General features: G+C 42.7%; 18 protein-coding genes. 1 reads left to right on the top strand and 17 read right to left on the bottom strand.

The window, feature by feature from the left end; genetic code table 11:
- Position 1 precedes the first annotated feature (1 nt).
- The 9 genes from CXM95_RS01755 to CXM95_RS01715 all read right to left on the bottom strand — a co-directional run bounded on the left by CXM95_RS01755 (position 2) and on the right by CXM95_RS01715 (position 10,170).
- Positions 2–562, bottom strand: a complete 561-nt coding sequence (locus tag CXM95_RS01755; protein WP_086299013.1) for a Maf family protein — start codon at positions 560–562, stop codon at positions 2–4.
- Positions 559–2,667, bottom strand: coding sequence for a DNA mismatch repair endonuclease MutL (gene mutL, locus CXM95_RS01750; protein WP_101698781.1), 2,109 nt, complete (start codon positions 2,665–2,667; stop codon positions 559–561). Before mutL ends, CXM95_RS01755 begins: the two co-directional genes overlap by 4 nt.
- Positions 2,668–2,682: 15 nt before the next feature.
- Positions 2,683–5,235, bottom strand: coding sequence for a DNA mismatch repair protein MutS (mutS, locus tag CXM95_RS01745; RefSeq protein WP_086299011.1), 2,553 nt, complete (start codon positions 5,233–5,235; stop codon positions 2,683–2,685).
- Positions 5,219–5,608 (bottom strand): YlbF family regulator, encoded by a 390-nt coding sequence (locus CXM95_RS01740; RefSeq protein ID WP_008376299.1) that lies wholly within the window; start codon positions 5,606–5,608, stop codon positions 5,219–5,221. Before CXM95_RS01740 ends, mutS begins: the two co-directional genes overlap by 17 nt.
- Positions 5,609–5,615: 7 nt before the next feature.
- Entirely contained in the window at positions 5,616–6,413 is a 798-nt protein-coding gene (locus CXM95_RS01735; RefSeq protein WP_010748642.1) for a TIGR00282 family metallophosphoesterase, read from the bottom strand.
- 149 nt (positions 6,414–6,562) lie between these two features.
- Complete coding sequence (gene pepT, locus CXM95_RS01730) at positions 6,563–7,798, bottom strand: peptidase T (protein WP_008376304.1); 1,236 nt, start codon at positions 7,796–7,798, stop codon at positions 6,563–6,565.
- Positions 7,799–7,835: 37 nt separating this feature from the next.
- Positions 7,836–8,258, bottom strand: a complete 423-nt coding sequence (locus tag CXM95_RS01725; RefSeq protein WP_008376307.1) for a methylglyoxal synthase — start codon at positions 8,256–8,258, stop codon at positions 7,836–7,838.
- A 118-nt stretch (positions 8,259–8,376) separates the two neighbouring features.
- Complete coding sequence (locus CXM95_RS01720) at positions 8,377–9,153, bottom strand: Cof-type HAD-IIB family hydrolase (protein ID WP_005227160.1); 777 nt, start codon at positions 9,151–9,153, stop codon at positions 8,377–8,379.
- A 219-nt stretch (positions 9,154–9,372) separates the two neighbouring features.
- On the bottom strand, positions 9,373–10,170 hold the full coding sequence (locus tag CXM95_RS01715) for a formate/nitrite transporter family protein (protein ID WP_005227159.1): 798 nt from the start codon (positions 10,168–10,170) through the stop codon (positions 9,373–9,375).
- Positions 10,171–10,538: 368 nt separating this feature from the next.
- Between CXM95_RS01715 and rpsD the strand changes: the two genes are divergently transcribed.
- Entirely contained in the window at positions 10,539–11,150 is a 612-nt protein-coding gene (rpsD, locus tag CXM95_RS01710) for a 30S ribosomal protein S4 (RefSeq protein WP_005227158.1), read from the top strand.
- Positions 11,151–11,299: 149 nt separating this feature from the next.
- Here the strand turns inward: rpsD and spx are convergent, their stop codons facing one another.
- The 8 genes from spx to CXM95_RS01670 all read right to left on the bottom strand — a co-directional run bounded on the left by spx (position 11,300) and on the right by CXM95_RS01670 (position 20,848).
- Positions 11,300–11,749, bottom strand: a complete 450-nt coding sequence (spx, locus tag CXM95_RS01705; RefSeq protein ID WP_008376310.1) for a transcriptional regulator Spx — start codon at positions 11,747–11,749, stop codon at positions 11,300–11,302.
- Positions 11,750–11,799: 50 nt separating this feature from the next.
- The gene (locus CXM95_RS01700) at positions 11,800–12,201 is read right to left on the bottom strand and encodes an Asp23/Gls24 family envelope stress response protein (protein WP_086299010.1); all 402 of its coding nucleotides are present in this window, start codon (positions 12,199–12,201) and stop codon (positions 11,800–11,802) included.
- A gap of 285 nt (positions 12,202–12,486) precedes the next feature.
- On the bottom strand, positions 12,487–13,908 hold the full coding sequence (locus CXM95_RS01695) for a peptidoglycan DD-metalloendopeptidase family protein (RefSeq protein WP_278251772.1): 1,422 nt from the start codon (positions 13,906–13,908) through the stop codon (positions 12,487–12,489).
- A 223-nt stretch (positions 13,909–14,131) separates the two neighbouring features.
- A complete protein-coding gene (locus CXM95_RS01690; protein WP_086299008.1) occupies positions 14,132–16,426 on the bottom strand; it encodes a glycoside hydrolase family 65 protein in 2,295 nt (764 codons plus the stop codon).
- A 13-nt stretch (positions 16,427–16,439) separates the two neighbouring features.
- Positions 16,440–17,453, bottom strand: coding sequence for a LacI family DNA-binding transcriptional regulator (locus CXM95_RS01685; RefSeq protein ID WP_086299007.1), 1,014 nt, complete (start codon positions 17,451–17,453; stop codon positions 16,440–16,442).
- Positions 17,454–17,673: 220 nt separating this feature from the next.
- The gene (locus CXM95_RS01680) at positions 17,674–18,321 is read right to left on the bottom strand and encodes a YesL family protein (RefSeq protein ID WP_086299006.1); all 648 of its coding nucleotides are present in this window, start codon (positions 18,319–18,321) and stop codon (positions 17,674–17,676) included.
- A gap of 62 nt (positions 18,322–18,383) precedes the next feature.
- Entirely contained in the window at positions 18,384–19,949 is a 1,566-nt protein-coding gene (locus CXM95_RS01675) for an extracellular solute-binding protein (protein WP_086299005.1), read from the bottom strand.
- Positions 19,950–19,960: 11 nt separating this feature from the next.
- The gene (locus CXM95_RS01670; RefSeq protein WP_086299004.1) at positions 19,961–20,848 is read right to left on the bottom strand and encodes a carbohydrate ABC transporter permease; all 888 of its coding nucleotides are present in this window, start codon (positions 20,846–20,848) and stop codon (positions 19,961–19,963) included.
- Between the last annotated feature and the right edge of the window lie 6 nt (positions 20,849–20,854).

The raw sequence follows: 20,854 nt of genomic DNA, 5'->3' as shown, positions 1-20,854 counted from the left end.
CTTATTCCTCCTCCATAAACTCTTGCAACAACTGATAGACCGTAGTGACAGGAAACCCTACAATTGTATAAAAATCGCCGTTTATCGATGAGACAAATACTTTGGCCGCCCCTTGGATCCCATAGGCGCCCGCTTTGTCTTGGTACTCATCTAAGACAAGATATTGGTCGATCTCTTGATCCGTCAAAGGACGAAACACAACTTCCGCCGAAACCACTGCTTGGCGCTGTTGCTTGCCTTTTTGTAAAACGACGGCGGTATGCACCCAATGGGTCCGTCCGTTCATTTTTCGTAACATCGACCGAGCATCTTCACGGTCGGCTGGCTTTCCTAAGATTTCTTCATCCACCACGACCGTGGTATCGCTCGCGATCACCAGATCTTCAGGATAGGTTTGCGTAATAGCCGCCGCTTTTTCTGCTGCCATCCGTTGGACATAAGGGATCGCCGCTTCGTTTGGTCGGACCGACTCGTCGATATCCGCTGGTATGACCGCAAATTCCGGGACTAACTCCGCTAATAATTCTTTGCGTCGCGGCGACTGTGAAGCCAAAATAATCATTCCATGCCACTCCTTGCTCGATGAGGATCTTGAATCCGTTTGAACATCCGCTCCATGTCGCTGTTGGTGAAATGGATCAGCACCGGGCGACCATGGGGACAGTTGAAGGGATTCTCGCATTTCGCTAAATCTTGCAACAAGATCCGGGCTTGTGCTTCATTCAAATAATGATTGGCTTTGATGGATCGTTTGCAGCTCATCATGATCGCGGTTGCTTCACGAAACTTTTTGACACTGACACTTCCTGTGGTCAATAACATATCGATCATTTCGCGGATGATGGCTTCTTCTTCACCGCTAGGATACCACGTCGGGTGCGCCCGGACGATGAAACTATTGGTCCCAAAAGATTCCAGATGGATCCCGACTTCTGCCAGCTTGTCGCTTTGTTCTTGTAATTGCAGTGCATCGCTGTTGGGATAATCCAAAACGATCGGCACTAACAACTCTTGCAGGTCATTGGTCACTTCGCCGATTTTTTCGCGGTAATACTCATATTTGATTCGTTCCTGTGCCGCATGCTGGTCGACGATATATAGCCCCGCCTCGCTTTGGGCAAACAAATAGGTCCCATGCATCTGCCCAAAATAATCCAGTTGGGGAAAACGCTCCTTCGCTGGTTCTTCTTCCAGCAACCGTTCGACCGTTTTCAGGTAGTTGCGGTCATCCCCATGTATTTCCGGGTGAAGAGTCGCTTGATTTTGCAGATCTTGCGCCGTAAGCTCTGGCGTCTCTTCCGAGAGAAAGGCTGGCGCTTCTAGCAGCGGCGCTTTTGTTTCCATCTGATCTTCCACAAATGGTTTTCGGACAGGCTTATTTGGCAGCGTCTCTTCCAAACTGCGAAAGGTTTCCTCGGTTTCTTCCAACAGGTTTTCGCTAGATTCCTGTGGCATTTCTGGAAGTTTTCCACCTTCCTCCACAGGTTTTTCCACAGAGTTATCCACAGTCTGTTGATAAGTACTGCCCTGAACCTCAAATTTCCCGGTTTCCCGATTATAAGACAAACCAGAAGTCGAATTTCCTGCTGACTCCAGTTCCAAGCCAAGCTGCTGGGCTTTTGGCTGATCGGCAACTTTTTTCTTAAACCGCAGATTGTCAGCCGCGTTAGGAATCAAATTGATTTCCCGCAGCGCCTCATTGATGGCTTTACTGATTAGTTTCGTTAGCTCTTCTTCTTTTGACAAACGAACTTCTTGCTTAGTCGGATGGACATTGACATCGACTAGCAAGGGGTCCATTTTGATTTCAAGGACAGCTAATGGAAAACGACCGACCATCAATTTTGACCCGTAACCGGCTACGATCGCTTTATTCAAAGCAAAGTTGCGAATATAACGACCATTGATGATCGTGGATAAATAGTTGCGGCTGGCTCGGGTGACTTCTGGCAGTGACACAAAGCCAGTGACTTTAAAGTCGAGGTCCTCAGTATCGATCGCAATCATTTTTTTGGCCGTTTCCACTCCGTAGATCCCGGCGATGGTTTGTTTTAACTGCCCACTTCCAGTGGTGCTCAACATCTTATTGCCTTCATGAACGAGGCGAAAAGCCACTTCTGGATGGCTCAGGGCGATCCGATTGACGATATCGCCGATGTTCGCAAGTTCCGTTTGCAGCGTCTTGACATATTTCAAACGTGCCGGTGTATTGTAAAAGAGGTTTTCGACAGTGATCTTGGTTCCTTGTCGCAAGTTGGCAGGCAGATGCTCTTCAACAGCGCCGCCTTTTAAGCGCACAAAGGAGCCTTGTTGGGCACCTTTGACTGCCGTTTCAATCGAGAGGATCGAAACCGAAGCGATACTAGGCAAAGCTTCCCCGCGAAACCCGAGGGTACGTATTCGAAACAAGTCATCTCGATTGTTGATTTTACTGGTGGCGTGGCGTTTAAAGGCAGTCAAGACATCCTCTTCTGCAATTCCTTCGCCATTATCGATGACTTGGATTTTACGCAAGCCTGCTTCTTCAATAAAAATATCGATTTGGGTACTGCCGGCATCCACGGCATTTTCAACTAATTCTTTGACGACAGAAGCCGGTCTCTCAACAACTTCTCCTGCCGCGATTTGGTTCGCCAGACGTTCGGATAGCTCTTGGATCTTTCCCATCTGCTGACCTTCTTTCTAAATTCGTTTTTGCAGCTCGTACAATGTATTCAGAGCATCCATCGGGGTCATTTCCAACAGATTCAATTTCTTCAATTGATCGATGACGCCGATTTCTTCCGTAGATACTTCACTAAACAACGACAACTGCTGACTTTCTTCGACGACTGGTTTTGGCTGTACCGTCGGTTCATGTTCTTCCAGCGCTTTTAGGATCGTCGCTGCGCGCTGTAAGAGTGCACTTGGCAGTCCAGCGATTTTGGCTACATGGATCCCATAGCTTTTATCTGCGGGTCCTTCCATCATCTTATGCAAGAAGACAACTTCGCCTTCTTTTTCAACGGCACCGACATGGACATTGCGTAAGTGTGCCAATTCCTCATCTAAAACCGTCAGCTCATGATAATGGGTGGAGAAAAGTGTTTTGGCATGAACTTCTTTGTGGATATATTCAATGATGGCTTGTGCCAATGCCATCCCATCATAGGTCGCAGTCCCACGCCCTAACTCATCAAACAAAATCAAGCTGTTAGGTGTTGCATGACGCAGCGCTTGGTTGGCTTCCATCATCTCTACCATAAACGTACTTTGACCGGCGATCAGGTCATCGCTGGCACCGATGCGAGTAAAGATCCGATCAAAAATCGGCATCTCTGCAGATTTTGCCGGTACGAAACAGCCGATCTGCGCCATAATGACTAGCAAGGCAAACTGCCGCATGTACGTACTTTTCCCAGACATATTTGGTCCTGTGATCAACAGGATCTCTGTTTCTTCATCCATCACGATACTATTTGGAATGTACTCTTGGTGACCAAGGACTTTTTCCACTACAGGATGACGGCCATCGATGATCGATACTGCTCGTTTTTTCGCTACTGTCGGCCGCACGTATTGGTAGCGTTCCGAAACCGTGGCGAAACTTTGTAAGACATCGACCGCACTGACGGCTTTGGCTAACTTTTGTAGACGTGTGATACTCTTTTTCACTTCTTCACGAACGTCAAGAAAGAGGCGATATTCCAAATCCACCGATTTTTCTTCGGCTTCTAAAATCAAAGTCTCCAGTTTTTTCAACTCGGGTGAAATAAAGCGTTCCGCATTGGCTAAGGTTTGCTTGCGCTCGTAGCGAGAGGTATCTAAATTCACTAGATTGGCTTTCGTGATCTCAATGTAATAGCCAAAGACGCGGTTGAACCCAACTTTCAGGTTTTTGACCCCCGTCGCTTGACGTTCGTTGGCTTCTAATTCCGCCAACCATTGCTTGCCATTACGCATCGCCGTACGGTATTCATCTAATTGTTGATGGAACCCGTCTTTGATGATGTTGCCTTCTGTGATCTGCAACGGGGCATCTTCATCGATCGCCGCTTCGATCAGTGCAACCAAATCATCTAAAGGCGTTAATTCCAGCAGCAAGTCATTCCACTCGCCACGGTTGATCCCCTGCAGCAATTGCGCGATCAAAGGCACTTGCTCCAAAGAAGATTTCAACTGCAGCAAATCGCGGCCATTGACATTTCCGAAGGCGACCCGTCCGACTAGGCGTTCCATGTCATAGATTTTCGTCAACGCTTCTTGCAGATCCGCTCGCTCAAAGAAACTGTCCAGTAACGATTGGACCATTTCTTGGCGGGCAGTGATTTTCTTTGGCTGGATCAAGGGACGATCCAACCATTGCTTTAACAAACGTCCCCCCATTGCGGTCTTTGTCTCGTCCAGCAACCACAAAAGAGTCCCTTGTTTTTTTCCGGTTCGAATCGACTGCGTCAATTCTAAGTTGAATTTGGAATAATGATCCATTTTCAAGGCATGATCCGGCTGATATTCCACGGCTTGCTGAATGTGGGCTAAACTGCGTTTTTGGGTGATCGCCAAATAACTTAGCAATTTCCCTGTGACTACTTTTTCTAACCCTTGGGAGAGAGATTCCGTTAAAAATTGAAATTCGGCATTTTCTTCCAACGTTTCTTGCTTAGAAAACACGACATTCAAGCGATTGGTCAACATCGTTTGCAATGATTCAGGAATCTCGCTGCACAAAACGACTTCTTTCGTTTGCAGAGCGGCGGCCTCATTGACGACGGCTTCTTCATCTTCCAATTGCGCTGCTTTTAATTCACCGGTACTTAGATCGACATAGGCAAAGCCAAAACGCTCCCCTTGCTGCAAAACAGCTGTCAAAAAGTTGTTTTCTTTGGCGGATAGGCCTTTACTGTCCATCACCGTTCCCGGCGTGATCAGTTGAACGACTTCGCGTTTGACCATTCCTTTGGTGGTTTTTGGGTCTTCCACTTGCTCACAAATCGCTACTTTGTAGCCTTGCTCGATCAAGGTGTCGATGTAATTGCTGGCGGCGTGGTAAGGCACCCCACACATAGGGATCGGTTCCTCCGCATTTTTGTTGCGGCTGGTTAACGTCAGTTCTAAAATTTGTGCTGCCTTGACAGCATCCTCATTAAATAATTCATAGAAATCTCCTAAACGATAGAATAAAAAAGCATCTTGGTACTGAGCCTTGATGCTTAAATACTGTTCCATCATCGGGGTATTTTTAGTTTTTTGAGGCATTGGTTTCATCCTCCTCGATGGCTTTATTCATTTTCTTTTGGATCTCCGTCGTGACATATTGCAGCAATTCATCTGCTTGCAGTAACGCTTGGCGATAAGCAACCACTAAGGGGTGCTGCTCGTATTCGTTTGTCAATGACGCATAACGCTGCTCCGCAGCTTTTTTTGCTTCGGGTTTCTCATAATGCTCAAATTGAACGATTTCTTTTTGCGCTTGCTTCAGCGCTTCTTCCAACTCCAGTAGCCCTTGGTTTTGCAAGGCTCGTACTTGAATTTCTTGAAATTCTTGAACGATCGGATGATTAGACAAAAGCTTTTGCAAAGCAGCCAACTCTTGGGCAACGTTTGATTCTTTGGTTAATTGCTCTTCCATGCTTCTCCTATTCTGTAAACGGGCGATCTTCACTGATTTGGATCGGACGGATCGATTTTGCTTTACCAGTGGCTTCATCAATCTCAAGCAAGCAAGCCGACAAAATACTGCGGCCTTTTTCAATCACTTCAAACCGTTGCGGCAACGCCGTCAAAAATTTTTCAATGACTGGTTCGCGTTTCATTCCCAAAATCCCATCATAAGGACCAGTCATGCCGACATCTGACAAATAAGCCGTTCCTTGGGGCAAAATCCGCGCATCGTTGGTCTGGACGTGGGTATGCGTGCCGACGACTGCCGAAACTCGGCCATCCAAATACCAGCCCATCGCTTGTTTTTCGCTAGTAGTCTCCCCATGAAAATCCACAAAGATAAACGGTGTACGTTTGCGGGCAATCGCAACCAATTCATCCATTTTGCGAAACGGATCATCAAGGTCTACCATGAACGAGCGAGCTTGCATGTTGATCACCGCCAACTCAATGGTGTTGACTTTCACAAACACCATGCCGACCCCCGGTGTTCCCTCTGGAAAATTGGCTGGACGAATCATTTTCTTCGCATCGCCAATAAATTCAAAAATGTCACGGTTGTCCCATGTATGATTGCCTAATGTCACGACATCGACACCATCTTGCAAAAATTTCTTATAAATTTTACCAGTGATCCCACGACCCGCCGCCGCATTCTCGCCGTTCGCGATCGTCACCTGTGGTCGATACGCCTTCTTTAATTTGGGAAGGTACTCCGTGATTGTTTCTCTTCCTAATGAACCAACTACATCTCCAATGAATAATACCCGCACACATTTTTCCTCTTCTCTTTTAGCTTCTTTTCTATTATAAGGGTTTTGGTCCAGAAAAAAAAGGTTCTTTCACTTGCTGTTCTTCCTTGCAGCAAAACAAAAAAACACGCTAGACTTTTTCGCTTTAGTCTAGCGTGTTGCCGCGTTCTCTAGGAAACGGTAGTGTCTTCTTTCCCGACATGTTCCACGATCGCCACGATCAAATCACGGGCTTTTTCCATCGCTTCCACGGTAATAAATTCATACTGGCCATGGAAGTTTTCACCGCCAACAAATAAGTTCGGTGTTGGAATGCCTTTATAGGTGATTTTCGAGCCATCGGTCCCGCCACGAAACGGCGCTTCGATCGGTGTCACACCAATCGCTTGCATCCCTGCTCGGGCAGCTTCGATACTGCGGGGATCTTTCTTGATCAAATCCCCCATATTGTAATATTGGTCATACAGCGTATAGGTGATGCGTTCTTGCCCATAGGCTGTGTTCAATTCGTCAATGATCCCCACGATGTTGGCTTTTCGCTGTTCAAAAAGCATATGATCGTGATCACGAATGATATAAGAAACTTCTGCTCGACCAATATGTCCCGTCAAATTGTGCAGTAGGTAAAAACCTTCATACCCGCGGGTGCGTTCAGGAACTTCCTCTGCTGGTAAGGCATCGTCGATTTGATGCGCGATTTTCAAGGCGTTGACCAAACGACCGTAAGCAGTTCCAGGATGCACACTCGTACCATCAATCGTTATATCAATACGAGCAGCATTAAAGGTTTCATATTCCATATGCCCCACACGACCACTGTCCATCGTGTAAGCAAATGCCACTGGAAAATCCGCCGCATCAAAGCGATCAGCGCCAGTCCCGATCTCTTCGTCAGGCCCAAAAGCGACCCAGACATCGCCACGTTTATGCGCATCCATCGTTTGTAAGATTCGCAGCGCGTCAATGATCTCTGCGATACCAGCTTTATCATCTGCACCCAGCAGGGTCGTTCCATCCGTTGTGATCAGCGTTTCGCCGACATAGTCTTTGAGATTAGGAAATTCAGCAGTTGTCATATAAATGGCTTTTTCTTTATTTAAACAAACATCCTTACCATCGTAATTTTCATGGATCTGCGGCTGAATATTTTCAGCTTCGAAATCTGCCGTGTCTACATGGGCAATAAAGCCAATCGCCGTTTTTTCAGGATTACCAGGTAGACGTCCGATCACAAAACTATTCTTTTCATAGTAAGCAACATCCGCTACCCCCATCTCGATCAACTGATCTTTCAATAAAAGAGCCAACTCAACTTGTCCCGGCGTCGTTGGGATGGTCTGACTCGTCGCATCTGAGCGAGTATTCATTTTTGCATAGGTCAAAAAATCCTTTAAGATTGCTTTCAATTCTGCACGTCCTTTTTCTTCAATTCTTCTACTATCTTTATAACGACAAGGGACGATTGTCCGTTTCGTGGATCACTTGTCGAAAATCAGCAAAGCCAGCTGCTAACCCCCGCAACAAGATTTCTGCCGTTCCCATATTGGTAGCTAAAGGAATCTCGTACACGTCTGACAAGCGAATCAATGCCGTTACATCTGGTTCATGGGGTTGCGCGGCTAAAGGATCGCGCAAAAAGATCACCATGTCCAAGTCATCTTGCGAAATCATGGCGCCAATTTGCTGATCTCCTCCCAGCGGCCCTGATTTGTAGCGGTGGACAGGCAACTGGGTTGCTTCTTCGATCCTCTTCCCCGTAGTTCCTGTTGCGAAAAGTTCATGCTGCGCTAAAATTTCTCGATAGGCAGTCACTAATTTTACCATTACATCTTTTTTTCGATCATGAGCAATCAATGCGATTTTCATTTGCTGCATTCCCCCTTTTTTCTATTGTACCAATTTATTTTCTTTGCGACCGAGAAAAAACAAAAAAACATAGCACAGATGCCGTAAACCGACTGTGCTATGTCTAAAGGATTCCTTTTTAAATCAGTTGTAATTCTTTCAAGGCTAACCAGATGCCATCTTCATCATTGCTAGCGGTCACCATATCTGCGACTTGTTGGATCTCAGGGACCGCATTGCCCATTGCCACACCGACACCTGCGGCAGTCAGCATTTCACGATCATTTTGGCCATCACCAAAACAGATCACATCTTCTTGCGCTATCCCTAATTGTTCCGCGACGCACAGGATCGTTGCTGCTTTGGAGCCTTCTTTTGGAACGACATCCACACTGTTTTCATGCCAACGCACAAAACGCAGTTTGCTGTATTTCTCGTCAAAGAAATGCTCATACTCTTTTCCGTAAAAAGCCAATGCTTGATAGACTTCTTTTTCTTCGGGAAAATCCATGTCCAACTCAGGAAGTTGGGCACCAAAAGAATGCATCGCTGCTTCCATTTTAGCAATATCCAAAGAAGACGCTCGTTTCGCTGTATCCATCCCGACAAATGCCGTGTCGATCCCAAGCTCTTGGGCTTCTGCCACGAAAGCAGCCAATTGCGTTTCATCGAGTAAGTTTTTATACACCTGCTGATGCGAAAGAAAAGCAGCTGCGCCATTACATAAAATGTAATTATCAAAGGACAACGAACGAATAATATCTTGAGCGTGGAAACGACTGCGTCCAGTGGCAACGGTCACGAAATGGCCAGCATCTCGTAAAAGATCAAGGGCTTTTAGCGTACTGTCTAGTGGCTGTTTGTTCGAGTCAAGCAAGGTTCCATCAATATCAAAGGCAAAGAATTTCCGATTCATAAAAGGTTAAGGCTCGCTTTCTATTAAGAAGTAACTAAGATTTTGGTCTTGGTTGCGGTCATTTTTACAAAAAACAGCAAGAAAAACCGTACATACTTATTCTTAACATAAATAGGCGCTGATTTCAACGCTCCGTTAAGGGATGATGGCTTCTTCCTGGAGAAATGTTAGAGAAAAGAAAAAAAAAGAAGCATCGCTGCTTCTTTTGGTAGGTTTTAATTAGTCGACATAGGTCGATTTTGAGTTGTTCAACCATGCATAGCCCAGCCCCATGACCAAGCCACCGCCGATATAGTTACCGATAAAGGCAAAAACTAAATTATGGATCACACTGCCGACAGTCATACCTGCCAAGTGTCCGCCTGAAGCCCAGAAAGCTAAGGTAAACGCTGGGAAGTTAGCAATAACGTGTTCGAATCCTAAGAAAGCAAAGATGAAGATGATGAAAATGATTGCTGCAACTTTTCCGGCATCGTCTTTCATCCGCATGCTTACTAGCACAGCTGTGTTTACAACGATATTGGCGAACATCGCTTCTACTAAAATTTGGATGGTCGATTTTTCTAATTTCGCAGTGATCGAGGTCAGCATAAAGTTGTCTGCGGTCAGCCCTTGAAAAGGACCTGTCAGTGCAACGATTGAGCCGAAAATCACCCCGCCGATCAAGTTGAACAAGACACACGTAAGCAAAATTTTCAATGCCAAAGGAATACTTAGACGTTTACGGTAAACCCCAACAGTCATATACAACATATTTGATGTTCCTAATTCTGCGTTCATATAAAGAATCATGACTAAAGACCAGCTAAACATAAATGCATATAGAATTTTCCCTAACCCGTGAACCATCGATTCACCTTTCATAGCGATCGCAAAAGCAATAGCTGTTCCGAGGGTCAAGAATAAACAAGCCATCATCGCACGTACAGCGTAACGCAAATAACTACTCTTGATCAGATCGATTTTCTTTTCTATGGAAGAATCGATCTTCTCAAATAATGGGGATACTGGATTCATTTTTTCTACTCCTTTTATGAATAATTTCACTTCGTTATCATTTGCACAATACTTTCATATTCTAATGACGAAAAGCTGTTTTGTAAAGAGATATTTGAAAATATAAGTAATTAATGAAAAATTTCAAGATTTGTTTTCATCAAATCCAAAGCCAGCTCCATCTTGACTTTTGCCCCTAGTTTGTCGTATACTATTCCTTGTGTAAAATAATGCAGCAGGAAAATAACAGCTCGTCACCAGTTCGTTGCCCCTCGGGTGCAATTGCGTAACCGCGGCTGCAAAGGTGAAGATTGAAGAACGAACTGCACGAATGTGAGTTTTTCAACGGATTATTTTACTCCAAACTATTTTATTGGAGGAACTAAATTATGTCTCGTTATACAGGACCATCATGGAAAATTTCTCGTCGTTTAGGAATTTCTTTATCAGAAACTGGAAAAGAATTGGCACGTCGCCCTTACGCTCCAGGACAACACGGACCAAACAGCCGTGGCAAAAAATCAGAATACGGCATGCAATTAACTGAAAAACAAAAATTGCGTCATATGTATGGCATGAACGAACGTCAATTCCGTACATTGTTTATCAAAGCAAGCAAAATCAAAGAAGGTAAACACGGTGTTAACTTCATGATCTTGCTAGAACAACGTTTAGATAACGTTGTTTACCGTCTAGGTTTAGCAACTACTCGTCGTCAAGCACGTCAATTAGTAAACCACGGTCACGTTTTAGTTGATGGCAAACGCGTTGATATCCCTTCATACCACGTTGAAGTTGGACAAGTCATCAGCGTTCGTGAAAAATCACAAAACATCTCAACAATCAAAGAAGCAGTTGAAGCAACAGCTGGCCGCGCGTCATTTGTAAGCTTTGATAGCGAAAAATTAGAAGGTTCATTAACTCGTTTACCTGAGCGTGATGAATTGTCTGCAGAAGTTGACGAAGCACTAGTCGTTGAATTCTACAACCAAAAACTTTAAGATTTCAACCGACACGATTCCTTTTTGGAATCGTGTTTTTTTGTGGAATCAACAGATTTACTGATCCTCTTAAGAAGACCCTTGAAAAAATACCAAAAAAACCGACAATGATACATCGCTGTATTCATTTGCCGGTTTTGTTCCTATTATTAGATAAAGTTCGCAACAGATTCGCCTTCTTCTTGCTTTTGGCGATAATTAAACATGAGCAGCTCTGTTTGGCGTCGTTTGAAAATGATCTTTCGTAAGTTTCGTGGCACGAATTTACGAATGTCTTCTTCATTGTACCCCACTTGGAGCTTGTTCTCATCTAAGATAATTGGCCGTTTCAATAAGTTCGGGTATTGTTCGATCAATGAAAGTAGCTCTTCTAGCTTCAACTCTTCTAAATCGATGTCTAACTTTTGGTACACTTTCGAACGAGTAGATATAATGTCTTCCGTTCCATTTTTTGTTAAAGAAAGAATCTCCATTAGTTCATCACTATTTAATGGATCGCTAAAAATGTTTCTCTCTTTAAATGGCAGTTCATTTTCGGTCAACCATGCACGGGCTTTACGACATGACGTACAGCTGGGTGTTGTATATAGTGATATCATTTGTTTATTCTTCCTTTCTCTTTGATGTACTTCGATTTTTTGCGTGGTGCTCAACCTTCGATTTGATCGATCGTTTCCTGTTTGACGATATCGGCGATTCGAATATTGATCTCTTTAACTTTTAAAGAAGTCAAGCGACTGATTTCTTCTAAAACCACTTCTTGGACTTGCGCAAAGAGTTTAGGGATATCTTTGCCGTAAGCCACGATTACTTCCAAATCAACTGCAACCTCTTCTTTGCCAACTTCCACATCGATGCCAGAAGCGACTTGCGACTGTTCTTCAAGGTTTTCGGTCATATCTGAAAGAAATCTGCCATTTACACTAATCAAGCCATCAATTGACTGCAAAGCGACACCAACAATTGTTTCAATGACTTTTTCTTCAAAGGACAGTGGACTTGCTTGCGCTGCTTCATTAGACACATTCGTTGTTTGCTGATCGTCAGTCATTTTTCACACTCCTTGGTTAAATAAGAAAGGATACTAGAGACATCGCAAAGTCGCATACACGACCTTGTCTAAAGTGGATATTCCTCTTGGGAATTTTTTTCCCTACCTTTCTAGCATAAATTCTTTTTGTTTTTTTTACAAAGAAAAACACTTGTTTTCGGAATAAATTTATCGTGCAAGATAAAATGAATGCGCTAAAAAAATCTCAAAGCATAATTTTCCTGAAATGATTCGTTTTTCTTGACAAAAAAAGAAAGCAGCTACACTGCTCTCTTTTATTCTTTGTTATTTTGACAAGGCATCTAATGGATCAATCAGTTGATGCCGGGCTAAACTAGGTGAAAGACTAACTTCAAAATGCAAGTGAGGACCTGTACTGTTCCCCGTACTTCCCATGGAAGCAATCACTTCGCCTTGTTCGACCGTTTGACCGACTTCCACTAAATTGCGATGATTGTGCGCATACAATGTCGTCAGCCCATCTTTGTGCTCGATAGCAACATAATTCCCCCATGAAGAATGATACTCTGAGCGGATCACCGTTCCTGAAAGACTAGCCATGATCGGCGTTCCTTGCGGGGCGGCGAAGTCCACTCCACGATGAAACCCATTGCCTCGTGGACCAAAGACAGAAGAGACAACTGGATTGCTGACAGGATAGATCATCTGTTCGCTGCCTGTCGGTAATTCTGGTTTCTCTTTGTCATAACTCGTCAGAGCATATGCTTCGATCAGCGCATTTAGCTTCTCATTGTATTGTGTATCTGATGCATAACGCCCGGTCAGATATTCCGTGGCATCTTCATAAGACTCCGTTTCTGATTTCCAAACACCTTTATAAAAATTCGGATTGTGGTCCAATCCTTCTTTCAACAATTTCGCATAATCTTTCAAAGAAGATTCGATACTGTCATATTGGCGAAACGTGGCATGAACTGTGTATAAATTACCGGAACCATCGTCTTCTTGCGTTTGGAAGGAAATCCCATTCCCTTCATAAAGTCCCTTAATACCAAATAGGTTATAAAAAGGCTCCTGGCTCAGACGACTTCTTCCGCTACCAGACTCTAAAATCGCTTGTGCAATCATGACCGATGCGTAAAGATCTTCTTCTTGTCCAACTTTACGAGCATCTTCTCCAATCTCCATAATAAAGTCCCACGTTTCTTTGACTGGCGTGACTTCAAATTTTGCTGGCTCATCTTCTTGCGGCGGCGTTACCGTCAACTCTGGTACGTTCGGTACTTCTTTGATGTCAGGCGAAGGCTGGCTTGGTGTTGATTCTGGCTCTGGATTTGGTGTTGTCTCTGGTTCTGGGTTTGGTGCTGGTTCTTCTGGTTCTGGCGCCGGCTCAGGTGTTGGTTCTGGCTCTGGATTCGGCTCTGGATCAGGATTTGGTGCCGGTTCTTCTGGTGTTGGTTCTGGCGTCGGGGTTGGTTCCGGTTCTGGCAATGGTTCTGGTGTTGGCTGTTCAGGAACAGGTGTTGACTCTCCTGGAACTACTTCGCCGTTTTCTCCTGGTACCGTTGCGGCATCTTCAGGGACCAAGCCCATTGTTGGCCCGTTCACTCCCGGAACCGTTGACTCAGCTGTATTTTGACCAGCAGTAGACTCGCTCGTTAAAACAGCCGCAGCCGCTGATACTGGCAGCAATGTTGAAAATTGACTGGTAATAATGGCAATTGCCATCCATTTCTTTATTTTCATTCGTGAACTTTCCTCCTTTATTCCTCCCTCTATCATACAAAAAATGCAAGAAACTTTGTAATCAATTTTTGCATTCCTATATGAAAAAGGAGAAATACTTGATATTTTGCTACTCTTTCCTATCTTTAATTACGCACAAAAAGTTCCTCTTGCTTGCAAAAAAACAAAAAACAACGGTGCTTTTCTTCACCGTTGTTTTTTATGCGAATGAGGGCTAAGAAATTCAGACGCTTCTTTTCGTTGATCGCTCAATGACGATGGGGTTTTGAGTAAGCGTCAGTTTCTTTTGATAAACTTGTAGTTGAATAGCTCTACCCTTTATTAGCGAAATTTTGATTGACTGATGGTTGACTGACACGTCAATCAAACATTGGTTATACGTAATTTTGAATGTATATTTTTTCCAGTCAACTGGAATTGTGGGGGCTAGTTTTATTCCTTCCCTATCAGTTCTCACGCCACCAAATCCATAGACAATATTCATCCAAGCTGCAGCAATCGAAGTCATATGCAATCCTTCACGAGTATTACGATTGAAATTATCCAGATCCATTCTAGTGGCAAATTCAAAAAAATGATATGCTTCATTTTCCATTCCCAATTCTGCCGCCAAAATAGAATGGATCGAAGGTGACAGCGAGGATTCGTGAATCGTCCTTGGTTCATAGTAATCATAGTTGATTTGCTTTTCCGCTTTCGGAAAAGATTGGTTATACAAGAAAAGAAACATTAAGACATCTGGTTGTTTGATCATATTGTTACGATAGATGCGATCATAGGACCAATGATCATAAAGCGGGAACTCTTCGATGGGAATCGAGCGGATATCCACATGAGGTAATTTGAAAAAACCATCATGTTGTTCAAACAAACCATACTCCGTTTTTAAAATAAGCATTTCTTTGCTACAAATTTGCCAGTAGCCAATCTCCTTTTCACTCAAACCATGCGCTGATAGAAGTGTACTATATCTAGTTTCATTACTCGTTTTCAATTTTTTCAATACCTCTACAGTATAATCGAATGTTCTTTTCGCCATATAATTTGTATACGTATTGTGATTTACCATCATCTGAAATTCATCTGGTCCCATCACCCCAAAAAAGCCAAATTCACCTTCTGGAGACCAATCACCTCTAGAAGCCAAAAAGCGTGAAATTTCAATCAACATTTCGATTCCGTGTCCATACAAAAATTCAGTATCTTTCGCTACCTGCATGTAATGCCAGATGCCATAAGCAACAGCGGTGCTTGGCTGAAATTGAAGGCTTGCATGCTGCCAAAGATCGCTGGCTTCGTTCCCATTCAATGTAGCGATGGGGTAACAAGCTCCTTGGCAATCAAGCTGGCGTGCTCGTTTTTTGGCTTCCGGCAAAGTATGATAGCGAAATTCTAATAAATTTTTTGCTGCATCAAGATTTGTCAATAAGTAAAAAGGCAGGCAGGAAGTTTCCGTATCCCAAAAAGCATGTCCACCGTATGCTTCACCAGTGAGCCCTTTCGCACCAATATTATGACTAGGATCTTGACCATGGTATGTTTGATGCAACTGAAAGATGCAGTAGCGAATCCCTTGTTGATTACTTGGATCACCATCGATTTGGATGTCTTCCTTAGCCCAAACGTTTTGCCAATAGGTGCGACTCTTTCGTTGCATCTCATCAAAGGAAAGACTTTTTTCCAGATCGGTGAGACAATGTTGTTTTAGTTGATTTAAATCAAGTCCGGTTTTATCGGCAATATTTACCGCATTTCGGTTTACTTGAAAGTTCATCCCTTCTTCTAGTTTAACGTTAAACTTACGGCCGATAAATTTATCCCTTTCCACAAGTTGCGTGTCGAGGGATTCAGTGGCGGATAAAGAAAAACCCGCATAAATGGTTTGCTTGGTGCTTCTTGTTTCTGCTGCTAAAAACGCATGCCTATTTGAAGATTCTTTTTCTCGTTCCACCCAAAAATTTTGACCTTCAGATAGATGGCTCGTGGCAAAGTCAATCCCCATCAAAATTGAGATGGATGGACTACCTTCAATGACTTTTAACGAGATCTGCTGATACCCTAATGATACCGTTTCTCTATCTAGTGAACGTACAAAAGTCACCTTTAATTTGATATCCTTCTCAGGTTTCCAATAAAAACTACGAGTCAAGATACCTGTTCTAAGATCAAGTCGTCGTTGAAAAGATTCGATATCTGAATAAGCTAAATCTAGTAACACCTCACCACACCAAATTCTGGTATATAGCCAATCGACCGCATTGACCATAAAATGACTCCTCGAAATGATCCCCTTATACTTTACGCGGTTTTCCTTAGGGCTATTTTCGTAGATTCCATTGAAGTAGCTACCTAGCAATCGTTCTCCCGAATATCCTTCTTCAAAATAACCTCGGATGCCCATATATTCATTTGCCAAAGAAAAGATCGATTCGGACACTTCACTTCGTTCTTTATCAAACCCTTCTTCTGAAACACTCCACGGATCAACCGTATAGTATCTATCTGCAATTTTCCCCATAACACGTTCCTTTCTAGTATGTTGTTTTTCTTACAATCAATTTCCCATTGAGTAATGTGATTTGCGGTTCATTCGAATGGTTATCAATGATATTGACCAAGGTAGTCATGGCTGCTTCCCCTTTTTTAATCTGATCTAATCTGATCGTAGTTAATGGAGGATCATTTAAAGCTGCATAACGGATATCATCAAAACTGATGATCGACAGTTTCTTTTCATAAAAAATAGCTTCTTGTTTTAATTTATGAATAAACTTGATCGCTAAGTAGTCTGCTGTAACGAGCACTGCTTGAAACTTGTCTATGCTGCTGATCATTGTTGCTTGTTGTTCTTCTGTATACTCTAATCCCTCATCAAGCTTTATACCAAAATCCTGCAAAGCCTGATGATAGCCTAGATACCTTTGTTGAATAACCGATGTCTTTGATTGATCAAATTCATAGGACAAAAAGCCGATCTTAGTCAGACCCTTTTCAAGTAAAAAGGCAGTCGCTTCATATGCCGCTTTTTGATCATTCGTATTAATAAAAAAACTATTCGGATAGTCCGTGATTCGATTGAACACTTCATCCTCTAGATGCGTATCAATGAAAACGATTGGGACCTGGACAATCCGATTGACTTCTTCAAATAATTCTTGACTAAATCCTACTGCAATAAACCCATCAAATTTCCAATTTTTCTGTAATTCTCCAATATCATCTGTTTTGGTCACGCTATGGACGAGTGTAAAAAAGCTGTGCTCTTTTGTCACTCGCTGTATGCCATCTAGAACTTCTGTCACAAAAGGGTCCGCAAAGTCCAAATTTTTTTGATCTGAAAAATACAGTACCCCAATTAAGCGAGAAGAAGATTTGACTAACGCTCGTGCATTCATATTTGGTGAATAATTATATTTTTTTATGATCCCTTCGATCATTTCTATCTTATCTTGGGACACACGGTGCGCTTTTTTATTTATAACATTCGAGACTGTCGTCACACTGACCCCTGCTTCTTCTGCAATTTTTTTAATTGTAATCCTCATGCGCTTTGTCCTTTCGATAGTACTTGTTTTTCCTTATTATACCGCATTGTCGAGAAGCATCAATCAAAGGATAGCCAACAAGAATGGGTACCCTTTATTAGAACAATGACAATTTAAGAAAGTGGACTCTTTCCTCCTTGAGTTCTTCTTACGCTCTCTATTTTGTAGGACAAAGGGGCAACAGCACATGGATCAAGGTCTCTAGCTAACTACGAACTCATCAAATTTCTTGAGGTTCAGCGATGGTTCGCTCAGTCTTTTGATACATTTTTTTTAAGAGCAGATTATTGATCAATGAAGTCATGGCGAACCCACCAAACGTATAAACGTAAATAGCAGTCAACAATCTTTCGGGGCTACTCAAGCTAAAATACATCAGCAAACTATTAAAGAGCAACAGCAAACCCGCTTGTTTTCCATTTTGAATCGCTATCAGCAAACAGTTCTTGATACTACGCCACACACCATCTTCATATCTACCAATATAAGAAAATAGCATGACAAACAATAATAAGAGACAGACGATGAAAGGGAATAAAATGGCTAAGCCAATCACCCTAAAGACTATAGCTTGAAGGGTAAACAAATAGAAATTGAGTGAAAAGATCGTTGTAAAAAAAAGAATACCTAACCAAATAATTGTTGCTTCAAAAAAATCCCTTTTTATCGTAGAAAAGTAGTGTCGCACAAGCCCTTCTTCTTGCCCCGCCAGTATTTTTTGCCAACAAGTGTTCATGGCTGTCAAAGAGACGCCGATTGTAAGGATCGGCAGACTAGTAAGAAGAAATAAGCCATTAAGCAAGCATATATCGGTAATCCTTGTTAATCCTTTCATCAATGGCGTATCAAATCGAAACAAAGTTTTCATGTATACTCCTTTCACCTAGAATAGGAAGGCTGAAGCAGTATTTCTACTTCAGCCCGCACGATCTAATTTATAATTGCTGAGTATCGATCAAAGGCATCGTTTTGGATTCCCATAAACTCTTCGATCCCCATTGCGTTCAATTGTTCCAGATAGCTCTCCCATTCTTCTTCAATTCCGCCTTCTACTACCCATTTGGCAGCCATTTGCGAAGCATAAGAACTAATATCTACATAAAGTGCTGACAACCGAGCCAATTCTTCTTGCGAGTAAATCACATTCGGAAATGCAGGTTGGACGTATTGATTGATTTCACTATCAAGAATCAATTTCAATCCATCCCCTTGTGTTTCATCAATCGTCACACGCTCATTAAATTGATCATCCACATATTTTGGTCCAAAATCGCGCAATGAATTGATCCAAGCCCATTCATCAGCTGATTTCCCATCCTGTGGTGGTAAAACTGTATACTGGTCCCCGTTTTTCTCAACCCCAACACCAAATGAGCCATAAAAGGTTTGAATACTTGCATCATCTGTATAGAATTGATCAGCCCACTTTAAGAGCGCAGCAGGATTTTCACAACTCGTTGTTATCATAAACTCATTCCGACCGTAGTTATAATGATCTGGATCGGATATGACATAGCGTTGTCCATCTGGTCCTTTCAATGGTGGTAGTGCAACATACTCCTCAGCATGTAAGCCAAACGTTGCATCCGCCGTCCAGCCAGCAGCCACCCCTACAAGAGCGGTATCTTTATTCATTCGTTTCGCATCACTCATGGATGTATCTTGGGTAAACAATTCTGGATCAATTAACCCAGCTTGATACGCCTCACTCATCCAAGCAATGCCATCACGATAGGTTTCTTCCATGCGTAAGTAGATTGGTTTTCCATCCTTCATTGACATTTCGTACGTATTGTCAGCTCCAAGCCGATTGTTAAACGGTAAAATGAATGAGAAGGTTTCACTAAAGTTTCCGACACCATACGGAATCTCATCCGTTGCATCTCCATTTCCATTGGCGTCCTCTTCTTTAAAAGCTGTTAAGACATCAATAAAGTCTTCATAGGTATCAGGCATCTCCAAGCCAAGATTATCAAGCCATGTTTGATTGATAAATAGTTGGTTCGCAATGAGCGGACGCATTGGTAATTTTTTCGGCAAGCTATAGATATGCCCGTCTGGTGATGTAATCATTGCTTTAATTTTCGGATCTTCCGACATGATACGAGTAAGATTAGGCATGTTTTCTGCAATCAAGTCTTCTAATGGAATAAACACATCTTGGTTTTGTGCTATTTCTGCATCATTAAAGGTGATTGACCCTAAAAAGGCATCAGGCAAATCGCCCCCAGCCATCAATACAGACTTTCTCTCACCCCAATCTGCTGAAAGATGAATATCCCATTCGATTTGAATCCCTGCTTTTTCTTCTGCATCTTCTAAAAAGCCTTTTGTAAAATCATCTCCCCAGTCTGACCAGCGAACAGTGGTGATTTTAAATTGATTCGTGTCACTTCCTTGCTCCTCTACCGCCCCTTCATTTCCACAGCCAGTCATCATCCCTAAAATTCCTAAAGAACAAAACAAATACCTCCATTTAAACTGTTTCATCATCATTCCTCCATTTTTTATTCTTTCAACGCGCCGATCATGACACCTTGATTAAAATACTTTTGTAAAAACGGGTATAACATCATAATTGGTGCTGTAGATACGACAATTGCTGCATATTTCATCATGTCTGCCGTTGCTCTTAGCTCAGATGCAAGTTCTCCGGTTGCTTGTGTTTGTAGTAATTGATTACTTATTAGTAACCGTCTAAGTATCAATTGCAATGGTTGTAGATTGTCATTGGTCAAATAAATCAATGCATTGAACCATGAATTCCAAATACCAACTGCTGTCCATAAACCGATAACAGCCAATATCGCTTTTGAAAGTGGCAGTACCATACTAAAGAAATAGCGGATCGTTCCACAACCATCAATTTGAGCTGCTTCCCATAAACCAGCAGGAATACTATTGTTGAAGAATGTTCTAGCTACGATGATATTGTAACTAGATACTGCAAAAGGAATGACCATTACCCAAAACGTATCTAAGAGGCCAACATTCTTGATCGTTAAGTAAATCGGGATCAAGCCGCCCGAAACGAACATGGGAATAATAAACAATAAAGCCAGCCATTTCCTACCGTGCAAATCTTTTCTAGATAAGGCATAACCAGCGGGGATATTAACGAACAATGCGACAGCGGTTCCTACTATGGTATATAAAATGGTATTCAAGTAGCCTCGCCAGAATAAGGTCTGCTCGAATAAGCGGATATACCCATCTAATCGCCATTCATTTGGCCACAACCAAACATTCCCATTCCCGACATCCGCTGGATCACTAAAGGAAGCAATGATCACAAACCAAAGCGGATAAATGATTAGAAGGATCAACAGAATGGCTACCCCATAAACAAAGAAATCGAATATCCTTTCAGAACCAGTTTTCTTACTTTTTTTCATAATCTC

Origin of the sequence: Enterococcus sp. CR-Ec1, assembly GCF_002850555.1 — a bacterium.
Lineage (GTDB): Bacteria > Bacillota > Bacilli > Lactobacillales > Enterococcaceae > Enterococcus_D > Enterococcus_D entomosocium.
This window is presented reverse-complemented; position numbering and strand designations above follow the sequence as displayed.